The following is a 13,079-nucleotide window of genomic DNA, read 5'->3' as shown; positions in this document are numbered from 1 at the left end:
ACTTTATTTTGTAGCTACATAAATGGAAGCTACCCCAAATGTTTGGGGTTTGTTCTCTATATCTATAAACCCAATTTTTTGTAAAATATTGTTGAAGTCTTTTCCATGAGGAAAAACAGCAGCTGATTCTGATAAATATTCATATGCGGAATTGTCTTTTGAAAACATTCTTCCTATTCTTGGAAGCACATGTTTTGTATAAAGACCATATCCTTGTTTGTATGGCGATTTTGTTGGAACCGATGTTTCTAAAACAACCAATGTGCCCCCAACTTTTAGAACTCTAAATATCTCCGAAAGACCAATTTCTAAATTTTCGAAGTTCCGTACGCCGAAAGCTACAGTAACTGCGTCAAAAGTGTTTTCTTCAAATGGAAGTTTTTCACTATCGCCAACAACCATTTCAATAGTGTTGTTAAGTTTTTTTTCTTCAATTTTTTTCTTTCCAACAGCCAACATGCCAGGTGAAATGTCTAACCCTATTATTTTAGAGGCGCCAGTTTTAGTAAGATTAATTGCTAAATCTCCTGTTCCGGTAGCAATATCTAAAATAGTATCAGGCTTTTTTGTCTTTAGAATAGCTACAACTCTTTTTCTCCATTTCACATCAATTCCGAAAGAAATTACTCGGTTTAGCCCGTCGTAATTAGTAGAAATTGTGTCGAACATTTGAGTTACCTGTTCTTTTTTACCTAATTCAGAATTTTTATAAGGAGTAACTTTTTTACTCATGATCGCAATTTTTGGCAAAGATACAATTTCGAATTTGCATCACAGGGTTAAGTTGTACAATAAACTCGGTGATTTTAAGATTTTTATTCTTTTTAATTCAGGAACAACAAAATAAAATTATGTAATTTTGCTACGCAAAATATTGCAAACTTTTCACAATATGGGCTTGAATAAATTTTTGCCTTTCTGGTATATTCCAAATTATACAATTTCTTTACGTCTATTGAAGCGTCTTAGATTAATGAAAAAATATTTTTATAATTAGATGAAAATTATAATAGCAGGAGCGGGTGAAGTAGGGTTTCATTTAGCTAAATTACTGTCCTATGAATCTCAAGATATTACTTTAATAGATACTGTTAAGGAAAGTCTAGCCTATGCCGACACACATTTAGATATTAGAGTTTTAAAAGGGGATGCTACTTCTATTGCGGTTTTAAAAGATGCACAAGTGGATAGATCCGATTTGGTTATTGGAGTTACTGCTTCGGAAACTACCAATTTAACCTTATGTATGCTAGCAAAACAGTTAGGTTGTAAAAGAACTATTGCAAGAATATCAAATACCGAATTCAAAAAAAACAAAGATCTTATAGATTTTAAGAAATTAGGAATTGATGAGCTAATTTCACCTGAAGAGCTAGCGGCAACAGAAATTCAATTACTTTTAAATCAGTCTGCATTTAATGATACTTATGAATTTGAAGAAGGCGCCTTAATAATGGTTGGTGTTTCACTGCCAAAATCTGCACCTTTTGTTGGTAAAATGGTGAAAGAGGCTGCGCAAATTTTTCCAGAACTTCATTTTATGCCAATTGCATTGCAACGAGCAGGTACACAATTTACGCTAATACCTAGAGGTGATACTGTTTTTGAGGAAGAGGATCAAGTGTATTTTATCACTGCAAAAGGTGGAGTTGAAGAGTTGTATAAGCTCACTGGAATGACTAAAAAAGACATCAAGAACGTTATGATTCTTGGTGGAAGTAAAGTGGGGTACAAAACAGCTCGTGATCTTTGCAATAAAAGGTTTAATGTTAAGCTCATTGAAAAAAATAAAGAAAAAGCATTCGATTTAGCAGATCAATTACCTAATGCCTTAATTATTAACGGTGATGGTAGAAATGTTGAGTTGCTAGAAGAAGAGAGTTTAGAGTCTATGGATGCTTTTATTGCCGTAACAGGTAATTCTGAAACCAATATTATGTCTTGTTTAGTGGCTAAATCTAAACAAATAAAAAAGACAATTGCTTTAGTGGAAAATATGGATTATTTTCAACTTTCACATTCCATTGGTATAGACACGTTAATTAATAAGAAACTTTTAGCTGCTAATAATATATTTAGGCACATAAGAAAAGGAGAAGTGGTTGCCTTAACCCGCCTCAATAATCTAAATGCTGAAATTTTAGAATTTATTGTAAAGCCAGATTCGGCGGTTAATGGTAAAATCATTAGAGAACTTAATTTCCCTAGAGAAGCAACAATTGGTGGTGTTATTCAAAACGGTACCGGAATAATTGCTTTAGGAGATTTTAAAATAACCCAAGGCGATAGAGTCGTGGTTTGTTGTTTGCCAAGTGCAATTCCTAAAATTGAAAAATTGTTTCTTTAATGGGATTAAATTACAAGATAATCTTTCATTTAATGGGGCTTCTATTGCTATGTAATGGAGGTTTTATGGTAATTGCTGCGATCTTAAGTGGTTTTTATGCGGATGGTGCTACAATTGCAATTTTATTAGCCGCAATAGTTACCATGATTATTGGTACCTTTTCTATGTTTTTTACAAGAGGACATAAGAAAGAAGTGAATCGTAAAGAAGGTTACATAATCGTAACTTTTGGATGGTTAGTAATGTCATTGTCAGGTGTTTTGCCTTATATGTTTTCTGGTTCCATTCCAGATTTTACCAATGCATTTTTTGAGACTATTTCTGGTTACACCACAACGGGAGCTTCTATTTTAGATGATATTGAAATTTTGCCCGAGGGGATTTTATTTTGGCGTAGTCTAACCCATTGGATTGGAGGAATGGGTATTATTGTTTTGGCAATTGCTATTTTGCCTTTATTAGGTATTGGTGGAATGCAATTATTTGCTGCCGAAGCACCTGGTCCGAGTGGTGATAAACTTCATCCAAGAATAACAGATACTGCTAAACGATTATGGCTTATTTATTTTGGCTATACCGTGGCAGAAACAATTTTGCTACAACTAGCAGGTATGTCTTTTTTTGATGCCATAAATCACTCTTTAGCGACCTTATCAACTGGTGGGTTTTCAACAAAGAATTTGAGTACTGCGTATTGGAATGACCAGCCTTTAATTCAATATATTATAATTTTATTCATGTTTTTAGCGGGTAGTAACTTTGTATTGAGTTATTATGCTTTTAAAGGTAAAGTGCAAAAGGTATTGCATGACGAAGAATTTAAATATTATACAGGCTTCGTAGTTTGTTTTACAATTGTTGCAGCATTGGTGGTTTACTTTAAAGCTAATGTTCAGGTTTCAGAATATTATCCTATGGTACTTGGTGAAGGAGAAAGTGCATTTAGGCATTCGCTATTTCAGGTGCTAACCGTAATTACAACTACAGGTTTTGTAACTGCCGATTTTACTAATTGGACACCCTTTTTAACTATTTTCTTTTTTGGATTAATGTTTTTAGGAGGATGCGCAGGTTCCACAGCGGGTGGGATTAAAGTGATGCGTCATTTATTAATTATAAAAAATGGATTGCTTGAATTCAAGAGAACAATTCATACCAATGCAGTAATTCCTGTTCGATACAATACAAAAACAGTAAGGGAGCATATTGTTTATAATATAATTGCCTTCTTTGTGCTTTATATGTTGACCTTTATTATAGGCTCGTTAGTCCTCGGGGCTTTAGGGTTGGATTTTGAATCTGCCATTGGTGGTGCTGCATCTTCACTTGGGAATGTAGGTCCTGCTTTGGGGACTTTAAATCCGCTAAGTAATTTTAATAGTCTGCCAGATTTAGGAAAGTGGTGGTGTGGTTTTTTAATGTTGTTAGGCAGACTTGAGCTTTTTACAGTTTTAATATTATTTACGCCTTATTTCTGGAAGAAGATATAAGTTATAGTAAGGTGCTATTAAGTTTTGTCTATACTTTTCATAAAAAAAAGCGCTTCAATAACTATTGGAGCGCTTTTGCAATAAATAAAGGGTATTGTTAAGAAACGGCTTTCTTTATTCTAGCCATTGCTTCAGTAATTTGTGCTTCACTTGCTGCGTATGATATGCGTATGCAATTATTGTTTCCAAAAGAATCTCCTGCTACCGTAGCAACATTTGCGGCTTCTAACAAATACATAGACATGTCAGATGAATTATTAATTTTTCTACCGTTTAATGTTTGGCCAAAAAATGCAGTAACATCAGGAAAAACATAAAATGCACCTTCTGGTTCGTTGCATTTAAATCCAGGAATTTCTTGAATTAAACCTAATATTAGTTTTCTACGTTCTTTAAACTTGTCGACCATATATTGTATGCGGCTTACAGGTTCTAATAATGCTGTGATAACTGCTCTTTGAGCAATACAGCTAGCACCACTGGTTACTTGACCCTGTAACTTGTTGCAGGCACGTGCAATGTATGTAGGTGCGCCTATGTAGCCAATTCTCCATCCTGTCATTGCAAAAGCTTTTGCTACTCCGTTTACAGTAACTGTGCGCTCATACATATCAGGAAATTCTGCCATAGAGGCATGTGCAGTTACACCATAGTTTATATGTTCGTAGATTTCATCACTTACAACTACTATTTGTGGGTACTTTTGTAAAACATCTGCAAGTGCACGTAATTCTTCTTTACTATAAATAGATCCTGTTGGGTTGCATGGTGAGCTATACCATAACATTTTTGTTTTTGGTGTAATAGCTGCTTCTAATTGCTCAGGAGTCATTTTAAAATCGTTTTCCAATGAAGTCTGTACTTCTACAGGAACACCATCTGCAAGCTTTACAATATCACTATAACTTACCCAATAAGGACATGGTAAAATAACCTCGTCACCTTTGTTTAAACAAACTTGAGCCACATTGTATAAAGATTGTTTTGCTCCCGTTGAAACTACAATTTGTGGTTGCGTATAGGTTAAATTATTATCGCGCTTAAACTTGGTAATAATGGCTTCTTTCAAATCAACATAACCATCAACTGGAGAGTAAGAATTGTAATTGTCGTTTACGGCTTGTATTGCGGCTTCTTTTATGTAATCAGGAGTGTTGAAATCTGGTTCTCCTAAACTAAGACCTATAATGTCTTTTCCTGCTGCCTTTAATTCTCTTGCTTTTGCCGCCATTTCTAAGGTGGCTGATATTGCTAAACTGTTAACGCGATCAGATAATTGGTTGCTCATTACGATAAATATAATTTTCTAATATTGGATGGCAGGTTCCTTGCCAAGTTCTTTTAAATGATTAAAGTGCGAAATTATAGCTTTTCTAGTGGTTTTGTATTCGTGATAAGGTAAATTAAACTCATTTGCCGTCTCTTTAACAATTTTTGCAATTTTTGTGTAATGTACATGGCTGATGTTAGGAAAAATGTGATGTTCTACTTGGTGATTTAAGCCACCTGTAAACCAATTAACTATTCTGTTTTTAGTGCCAAAATTTACTGTAGTGAATAATTGATGTATAGCCCATGTATTTTTCATTGTACCAGTTTCATCAGGTAAAGGTGTCTCTGCATCTTCAACCACATGTGCCAATTGGAAAACTACACTTAATATCACTCCAGCCACATAGTGCATGATAAAAAAGCCTAATAATATTTTCCACCAAGCTATATCTAATACCAACATTGGTAGTACGATCCAAATGGTTAAATAAATAATCTTTGTAATCACTAGTTTACTCCAATTTAAGAATGGGTTTGGTAATTTACCATAAGATAATTTTCTTTTGGTATATCGATACATTTGCTGAAAATCAGTAGTAATTGCCCAGTTGAAAGTTAATAAGCCATAAAGGAAAACAGAATAATAATGTTGAAATCTGTGGTGTTTTCTCCACTCAGAATGCTTAGTAAAACGTAGTATTCTACCAGCTTCTAAATCTTCGTCGTGCTCGTGTATATTGGTGTACGTATGGTGTAAAACATTGTGCTGTACTTGCCAGTTATAAACGTTACCAGCTAGTATGTAGATGCTGCTCCCCATTAATTTATTTACCCATTTTTTGTTGGAATAAGATCCATGGTTACCATCATGCATAACATTCATGCCAACACCTGCCATTCCTACGCCAATAGTAATAGTTAATAGTAAATTTGCCCAATTAGGCAAACCTAATGTTAAAATTAAGAAGTATGGTGCTAGAAAAACAGTAAACATGATTGCAGTTTTTAAATGCAATCTCCAATCGCCTGTTTTTTTTAATTTGTTTTCTTTGAAATAATTATTTACCCGACTATTTAAGGTCTTGAAGAATTGGGTAGAATCCTTTCTGGAGAACCGAATGGTTTCTGTACTCATAATATTGTTTTTAACAAAGATAGTTTAATTCAAAATGTTATATTCTAAATACCTTCTTAAAAAAACAAATAATTATGATTTTTAAAGTCTTATTTTTGCGTAAATTTTCAATACAGTATGGAGGTAGAGGTGTTATTTCAGTATTTTCCGAATTTATCAAAAGAACAAAAAGAACAATTTATTTTGTTAGCTGATTTGTATAAAGATTGGAATATGAAAATTAATGTAGTTTCAAGAAAAGATATTGATGAGCTATATTTAAGACATGTGTTGCATTCTTTAGGAATTGCAAAAATTCAAAATTTTCTTCCAAATGCTTCTATTATTGATGTGGGAACAGGTGGCGGATTTCCTGGTGTTCCTTTAGCTATTCTTTTTCCTGAAACTAAATTTACTCTTGTTGATGCTATAGGAAAAAAAATCAAAGTTGTTGATGAAGTGGTTGCTGGGTTAGGGATTAATAATGTAACTACTGTTAATGATAGAGTTGAAAATGTAAAAGGAGAGTTTGATTTTATAGTTAGTAGGGCGGTGGCTGCCATGCCTACCTTTGTGCATTGGACACGAGGAAAAATCAAAAAAGAATCTGTTCATGAACGTAAAAACGGAATTCTTTATCTTAAAGGAGGTGACCTTACGGAGGAATTAAAAGAATATAGAACAGCTGAATTATTTAGCCTTTCTGATTATTTTAAAGAAGATTTCTACGAAACTAAAAAAGTTGTTTACCTGCCATTAAAATATAGAGGAAAATAAAAAAAGTTCCATTTAAAATCTTAAATGGAACTTTTTTTTACTCAAAAATAATGGGTTAAATACTAAGCAATCTTAAGTAAGATTGTCTGCAAGTCTTGGCATATCTTTTTATATACTGAACAAAACCTTTGTAACCCGATTCTTGAGTAGTTAATTGTGAATTGTTGTTTTTTCTTTCTTTCATGGCTCCATCTATTTTTGTGAAAAGTAAATTTACAACATTACTTTTAGTTTACAATTAATTAACGTTAAATTTACATAAAAAGTATTTCTAGTTGCTATTTTTTTGTTTTGAATATACATCCGATATTGGGAAGGTTTTATAAGCATAAAAAAGCCGATATCAATTGTTGTGATATCGGCTGCTTCTTAATTTTTATGTTTAACTATTGTAAACTCCAAGGTGGTGCAATGCCGTTGGTTCGGGCATAGGCGATAAGCTGTCCTTTGTGCTCACCATTATGTTCCATAACCGCCAAAAGGCCTCCCATGGTATTTATTTTCATGAACCCAAAATCCACTTCTTCACTAAGTTTGGAGTCCTCAATTAACGGAATCTTCTCCAGAATAAAAGCATTAGAAGCTTTTAAGGCTCTTATAACATTTTCCTTGCCTGTAATAGCTGATAAATTCATCATGTCCACATCTTCAGGCGGAGCAAAACCCATTTTAGTCATAAGAAAGTAATTTGCACCTGCAACATGTAATAATGCCTCGCGTACTGAGTAAACACCGTCAGCAGGTCTCCAGTCATATTTGTCTTCCGGAAAAGCTTCAGCTAGCTGAACTACCTGACTTTGATTGCCGTTTAAAACACCAATTATGGTATTTTGTGCCAATTTTTCTTGGGCGTATGTGCCCAAGAACGGTAGCATAATGCCTAGTAAAACAATAATCTTTATTTTCATATTTATAGTATTAATTATTTGACTTTTAGTTGATTAAGTATTAAAGATAATCAAAAGTTCTTTAATTTACCCTAAAAATGGATACCTATAATCAGTAGGTGTTACAAAAGTTTCCTTAATTAATCTTGGAGAAACCCATCTTAAAAGATTTTGAGCTGACCCTGCTTTATCGTTAGTACCTGATGCTCTCGCGCCACCAAATGGTTGTTGGCCTACTACAGCTCCGGTTGGTTTGTCATTAATATAGAAGTTACCAGCACAATTTTCTAATGCCTTGGTTGCTTCATCAATAACATAGCGGTCAGTAGCCAAAACTGCTCCAGTTAATGCATACTCCGATGTTTCATCAACTAATTTTAATGTTTTAGCCCAATCAGCATCCTCATAAACATAAATAGTAACTACTGGGCCAAATAATTCAGTTTCCATGGTAGTGTACTTTGGATCGGTAGTTAAAATAACCGTAGGTTCTATAAAGTAACCTTTAGATTTATCATAATTACCACCAGCAATGATTTCTGCATTTTTATCAGCTTTTGCTTGATCTATATACTTTGCCAATTTATCAAATGAGCCTTCGTGAATAACAGCAGTAATAAAATTCGACATGTCTTCAGGTGACCCTGGTTTGTTCATAGATTGTAAATCGCTCTTTACTAAATCTAAAATTTCTTTAGAGAGTGATTTAGGTAAATAAACTCTAGATGCTGCACTACATTTTTGACCTTGAAATTCAAAAGCACCACGAACAATAGCGGTAGCTACTTGATTTGGATTAGCGGTTTTGTGTGCAACTATAAAATCTTTACCGCCAGTTTCTCCAACTATTTTAGGATAGGTCTTGTACGTGTGTATGTTATTGCCAATTTGTTTCCACAATTCTTTAAATACATGGGTAGATCCCGTAAAATGAATTCCTGCAAAATCAGGACTCGCAAGCACTGTTTCTGTGATCATTACAGGATCACCATAAATTACATTAATCACACCATCCGGTAAGCCTGCTTCTTTAAAGACATCAACAATAACCTTCGCTGAAAATATTTGACTGTCACTAGGTTTCCAAACAACTACATTACCCATCATAGCAGCACTTGCTGGTAAATTACCTGCAATTGCTGTAAAGTTAAAAGGTGTTATTGCGTAAACAAACCCCTCTAAAGGTCTGTATTCTACACGATTCCAAATGCCAGGTGCAGAGGAAGGTTGTTCATTGTAAATCTCTGACATGTATTCTACGTTAAAACGTAAAAAGTCGATAAATTCACAGGCGGCATCAATTTCAGCTTGATGTATGGTTTTAGACTGCGCTATCATCGTAGCGGCATTTATTTTTGCTCTGTACGGACCAGCGATTAGTTCAGCTGCTTTTAAAAATATAGCTGCTCTTTGCTCCCAAGTTAAATTTGCCCATGCTTTTCTAGAGGCTAAAGCATTAGAAATTGCTTTTGAAACATGGCTTTTCTCCGCTAAATGGTATGAGCCTACTACATGTTTGTGGTCATGAGGAGGGGACATTGGTTTTGTGTTTCCAGTTTTTATCTCCTCGTTTCCTATATATAAAGGAACTTCTACATTTCCGTTAAAATATGATTTGTATTGTGCTAATACTTCGTTTCTTTCTTGAGATCCTGGAGCGTATCCTTTTATAGGTTCATTTACTGCCTTTGGAACGTGAAAAAATCCTTTACCCATTCGATTTATTTTTTAATTAAATAATGACAGTAAAGGTACTAAAACTTATAGGGTGAAAAAAGTAATTAAAAGGTAAATGAAAGTTAATTTAGTGTGAATGGCGTACTAAATTTAAAAGTGGGTATATACACTCTAAACTTTTCATTATTTTCAAAATTCACCATGTTATAATGGCCTTTCATGGCGCCAATGGTAGAGGTTAGTAGGCATCCAGAACTGTAGGTGTGTGATTCTCCTGGTTTTATAACAGGTTTTTTGCCAATAACACCTTCTCCATCTAAAATTTCAAGTTCATTTAATGAATCGTAAATTTTCCAATGGCGCGAAGTAAGTTGCACAGAATCTTTACTCTGGTTTTCAATGGTAATTGTATAGCCAAAGGCATAATGTGTTTTGTAATTTTTGAAAAATGTGCCTTCAAAACTTGTAGTAACCGAGATTTTTATTCCTTTTGTTATCTGAGTTGTCATTGCCTTCAAATTCTAAGTATTAAAAATAGCTTCGTTTCTTTTTTTTTACTTGGTCTTAAAAATATGAAATTCCTAACAAGTAGTTTAATTTTTTAAAAAACTTTATAAGTTTTACTTTCTATTTTTATTTAAAAAGACCTTAAAACGCACTATTATTTTGCGCCAAGATAAAAAAGATATTATTATTTGGAGTAGACATGGGTTTAATCTCGGTGTAATATTCCTTTTTGAGGGTATTTGGTCAATAAATCGATGAAATTAATTGCTGATATCGCTAGAATTTGCAGACCCAATTCCAATTAGACTGTCGTATAAATCACCGAAATTTCTGTAATACACAAGTATTAAATAATTATTCTCAGTAAAATGAAAGTTACCTGAAACTTTATTTAAATCTATTTGATTATCAGAGTTTTTTAAAACGTATTTATAATTGTAGAAGCCTTGTTTCATTTTTATGGTTGCTTCCATTAGTCCGTTTTCTGCATTAAAAGTCATTTTGTTTTCATCGGTTAAATTGTAATTATTGAATTTTCCGAAAACATATACATCATTTAAGCCAATTTCTTCTTTATAGGGTAGGCTAAAATGTACATAGCTGTATTCTGCTTCTCTTGAAGAATCATCGCCTTGTAATGTTCTTACAACAAAATCTCCATTAATATCTGGGAAGTAAGTGTAAGGTCTGTCATATCTAAAAATATCAGTAAATAAATAATGATTGTAAAGGTCTGTTAAATTTACAGATGATATTGCGGCTGATGGCGATCTTAGATCTTTGGTGTCAAAATTTAAATATTCATTTCCGCCAAAAAAACTTATTTCATCATCGTATTTATAGACCAATTCATTGCCTATGGTAAACTGAGGCGCAACATCATTTATAACCGATGGCCAATAATAATTTTGTAAAACGGCAACCTTTACTTCTTTTTTAGGATTAACTAATTGAAAGTCGCTATAATTAATTCTTATTTGGACTACCTGTTTTTCATTGATAAAATTAAAGTCTCTCGATCGCTTTACGGTGCCAGCAACAGTTACTAAATTTTGATAAACCAAAAATCGTCTAGAAAACTGTAATTCATAATTACTATCGTAAACCTCAAGAATATAATTGCCACTCACCTTTAGTTTAACATTATCATTCGGAATAGTTAATCGGTAATTGGAATAAGGTTGTAAAGTGTTGTAGCTATTTTGATAATCTATTATTCTTTGATTGTCAATGCCATTTAAATATTGTGATTTAAGTAAATCTGATGGAGTCCAATCATAATTACAATGTACTATTTTGTAATAAAAATCTTGTTCGCTAGCGGTAATGTCATCAAAATCTAAATATATAGGATCGCCAATTTGTACAATAGGGAATTGATCGTCTGTGTTTCCTTTAAAAACTATAGATTTTATGTTTGATGGTGCATTTACCTCTTCTTGTATTTGAGCAAATAGTGAATGAAAGAAAAGAAGTGCAGCAATAAAAATTATGTTTAAACGCATTTGGTTATTGTATTTGTTGCAAAGTTAAACAAAAAGCATTCCCAAAAATAGATCCTGAATAATAGCTATAAATTTATAGATAATAATTATGAAAACTTTTTATTAAGTACTACTTTTGCGCTAAATTTTGTTAACCTAAGGTCTACATTAATATGTCTAAAGACATCAGAATTAAAAAAGGCTTAAACATTAATTTGGTAGGGAAGGCTGAGTTAGCCACTTCCAAAGCTCCAGCGAGCAATGTTTATGTTTTGAATTTGCAGGATTTTCATGGAATTACTCCAAAAATGCTTGTAAAAGAAGGCGCAGAAGTAAAAGCAGGTCAGGCGCTTTTCTATAACAAAAATCATGAAGCTATGGTTTTTGTTTCCCCTGTGAGTGGTGAATTGGTTGAAATTAAGCGAGGAGATAGGAGGCGTATTTTATCTTTGAAAATTTTAGCAGATAAAACCCAAGAGCAAATTGAACATACTGTTCCAAACTTAAACAATGCATCTGCATCAGAAATAAAAGCAATTTTATTGAAATCTGGTTGCTGGCCGTTTGTAAAGCAGCGTCCGTATGATGTAATTGCTAATCCAGAGGTAACTCCAAAGGCTATTTTTGTTTCAGGTTACGCTTCGGCACCATTGGCTGCGGATTTGGATTATGTGCTAAAAGGAAAAGAAAGTGAATTGCAAGCAGCCATTTCAGCTGTTGCTAAACTTACACCGGGTAAAGTACATGTATCTTATGGTGGATCTAATTCTCCAATGTCTAATTTAAAAGGGGTAGAACTTCATAAAGTTTCTGGACCACATCCTTCTGGGCTTGTTGGGACTTTAATTAATAAAGTTGATCCTATTAATAAAGGTGAGCTAGTTTGGGTAATTACACCTCAAGATTTAATCATTATAGGTGAATTGTTATTAACTGGTAAGTTCAATGCAGAAAGAACAGTAGCGTTGGCAGGGTCATCAGTTAAAAAACCTCAATACTATACTACTAAAATAGGTTCCGAAATCGCTACGTTTTTATACGCTAGTGGAGTGAACGGGGAAAAGTTTAGAGTTATAAATGGCGATGTTTTAACTGGATCAAAATCTAAGCAAGATGGTAATTTGGGATATTACAATAATGTGGTAACCGCTATACCAGAAGGTGATGATTACGAATTTTTTGGTTGGAATAAACCTATTTTCAATAAAATATCAACAACTAGAGCACTTACCTTCTCGTGGTTGAACCCTAAGAAAAAGTACGATTTAACTACTAATACTAATGGGGAACATCGTGCATTTGTGGTAACTGGTCAATATGAAGAGGTATTTCCTTTAGATATTTATCCAATGCAGTTGTTAAAAGCATGTATGGTAAAGGATTTAGATGAAATGGAACAATTAGGGTTATACGAAGTAGCTCCTGAAGATTTTTCATTGACTGAGTTTATCTGTATATCTAAACAGCCACACCAGCAAATTATACGTGAAGGATTAGACTTATTACAAAAAGAAATAGGATAAC

The 13,079-nt window shown here is 33.4% G+C and carries 11 protein-coding genes; 4 read left to right on the top strand and 7 right to left on the bottom strand.

The genetic code is table 11. The features are described from left to right. Positions 1 to 3: 3 nt before the first annotated feature. Entirely contained in the window at positions 4 to 732 is a 729-nt protein-coding gene (gene ubiE / locus B8963_RS00675; RefSeq protein WP_084059386.1) for a bifunctional demethylmenaquinone methyltransferase/2-methoxy-6-polyprenyl-1,4-benzoquinol methylase UbiE, read from the bottom strand. A 265-nt stretch (positions 733 to 997) separates the two neighbouring features. On the opposite strand from ubiE, the gene trkA reads away from it, so the two are divergent. Further along, a complete protein-coding gene (gene trkA, locus B8963_RS00670; protein ID WP_084059385.1) occupies positions 998 to 2,347 on the top strand; it encodes a Trk system potassium transporter TrkA in 1,350 nt (449 codons plus the stop codon). Then, positions 2,347 to 3,837: a TrkH family potassium uptake protein gene (locus tag B8963_RS00665; protein WP_084059384.1), complete on the top strand. Its 1,491-nt coding sequence runs from the start codon at positions 2,347 to 2,349 to the stop codon at positions 3,835 to 3,837. The genes trkA and B8963_RS00665 overlap by 1 nt, the downstream gene beginning before the upstream one ends. Before the next feature lie 97 nt (positions 3,838 to 3,934). Here B8963_RS00665 and B8963_RS00660 read toward each other — a convergent pair whose 3' ends face one another. Both B8963_RS00660 and B8963_RS00655 read right to left on the bottom strand, forming a co-directional pair. After that, positions 3,935 to 5,125 (bottom strand): pyridoxal phosphate-dependent aminotransferase, encoded by a 1,191-nt coding sequence (locus tag B8963_RS00660; RefSeq protein WP_084059383.1) that lies wholly within the window; start codon positions 5,123 to 5,125, stop codon positions 3,935 to 3,937. Positions 5,126 to 5,143: 18 nt separating this feature from the next. Next, entirely contained in the window at positions 5,144 to 6,244 is a 1,101-nt protein-coding gene (locus tag B8963_RS00655) for a fatty acid desaturase family protein (RefSeq protein WP_084059382.1), read from the bottom strand. Between the two features lie 117 nt (positions 6,245 to 6,361). On the opposite strand from B8963_RS00655, the gene rsmG reads away from it, so the two are divergent. Next, a complete protein-coding gene (gene rsmG / locus B8963_RS00650; RefSeq protein ID WP_084059381.1) occupies positions 6,362 to 7,000 on the top strand; it encodes a 16S rRNA (guanine(527)-N(7))-methyltransferase RsmG in 639 nt (212 codons plus the stop codon). A 386-nt stretch (positions 7,001 to 7,386) separates the two neighbouring features. Here the strand turns inward: rsmG and B8963_RS00645 are convergent, their stop codons facing one another. The 4 genes from B8963_RS00645 to B8963_RS00630 all read right to left on the bottom strand — a co-directional run bounded on the left by B8963_RS00645 (position 7,387) and on the right by B8963_RS00630 (position 11,576). Beyond that, positions 7,387 to 7,908, bottom strand: coding sequence for a DinB family protein (locus B8963_RS00645; RefSeq protein WP_084059380.1), 522 nt, complete (start codon positions 7,906 to 7,908; stop codon positions 7,387 to 7,389). 66 nt (positions 7,909 to 7,974) lie between these two features. Next, entirely contained in the window at positions 7,975 to 9,603 is a 1,629-nt protein-coding gene (pruA, locus tag B8963_RS00640; protein ID WP_084059379.1) for an L-glutamate gamma-semialdehyde dehydrogenase, read from the bottom strand. A gap of 83 nt (positions 9,604 to 9,686) precedes the next feature. Next, positions 9,687 to 10,073, bottom strand: a complete 387-nt coding sequence (gene apaG / locus B8963_RS00635) for a Co2+/Mg2+ efflux protein ApaG (protein ID WP_084059378.1) — start codon at positions 10,071 to 10,073, stop codon at positions 9,687 to 9,689. Positions 10,074 to 10,331: 258 nt separating this feature from the next. Next, positions 10,332 to 11,576, bottom strand: coding sequence for a type IX secretion system plug protein (locus B8963_RS00630; protein ID WP_084059377.1), 1,245 nt, complete (start codon positions 11,574 to 11,576; stop codon positions 10,332 to 10,334). A 152-nt stretch (positions 11,577 to 11,728) separates the two neighbouring features. Here B8963_RS00630 and B8963_RS00625 point away from each other — a divergent pair, with 152 nt between their 5' ends. Beyond that, positions 11,729 to 13,078, top strand: coding sequence for a Na(+)-translocating NADH-quinone reductase subunit A (locus tag B8963_RS00625; protein ID WP_084059376.1), 1,350 nt, complete (start codon positions 11,729 to 11,731; stop codon positions 13,076 to 13,078). Position 13,079: the final 1 nt, after the last annotated feature.

The organism is Cellulophaga tyrosinoxydans, assembly GCF_900176415.1.
In the GTDB taxonomy this organism is placed as follows: Bacteria; Bacteroidota; Bacteroidia; order Flavobacteriales; family Flavobacteriaceae; genus Cellulophaga; species Cellulophaga tyrosinoxydans.
The sequence above is the reverse complement of the archived record's forward strand: the minus strand, read 5'-3'. Positions and strand labels throughout refer to the sequence as shown.

What these genes read in the sequence shown, in the direction of transcription:
- ubiE (WP_084059386.1), bottom strand. Translation starts at nt 732, where the DNA reads ATGAGTAAAAAAGTTACTCCTTATAAAAATTCTGAATTAGGTAAAAAA.
- trkA (WP_084059385.1), top strand. Translation starts at nt 998, where the DNA reads ATGAAAATTATAATAGCAGGAGCGGGTGAAGTAGGGTTTCATTTAGCT.
- B8963_RS00665 (WP_084059384.1), top strand. Translation starts at nt 2,347, where the DNA reads ATGGGATTAAATTACAAGATAATCTTTCATTTAATGGGGCTTCTATTG.
- B8963_RS00660 (WP_084059383.1), bottom strand. Translation starts at nt 5,125, where the DNA reads ATGAGCAACCAATTATCTGATCGCGTTAACAGTTTAGCAATATCAGCC.
- B8963_RS00655 (WP_084059382.1), bottom strand. Translation starts at nt 6,244, where the DNA reads ATGAGTACAGAAACCATTCGGTTCTCCAGAAAGGATTCTACCCAATTC.
- rsmG (WP_084059381.1), top strand. Translation starts at nt 6,362, where the DNA reads ATGGAGGTAGAGGTGTTATTTCAGTATTTTCCGAATTTATCAAAAGAA.
- B8963_RS00645 (WP_084059380.1), bottom strand. Translation starts at nt 7,908, where the DNA reads ATGAAAATAAAGATTATTGTTTTACTAGGCATTATGCTACCGTTCTTG.
- pruA (WP_084059379.1), bottom strand. Translation starts at nt 9,603, where the DNA reads ATGGGTAAAGGATTTTTTCACGTTCCAAAGGCAGTAAATGAACCTATA.
- apaG (WP_084059378.1), bottom strand. Translation starts at nt 10,073, where the DNA reads ATGACAACTCAGATAACAAAAGGAATAAAAATCTCGGTTACTACAAGT.
- B8963_RS00630 (WP_084059377.1), bottom strand. Translation starts at nt 11,576, where the DNA reads ATGCGTTTAAACATAATTTTTATTGCTGCACTTCTTTTCTTTCATTCA.
- B8963_RS00625 (WP_084059376.1), top strand. Translation starts at nt 11,729, where the DNA reads ATGTCTAAAGACATCAGAATTAAAAAAGGCTTAAACATTAATTTGGTA.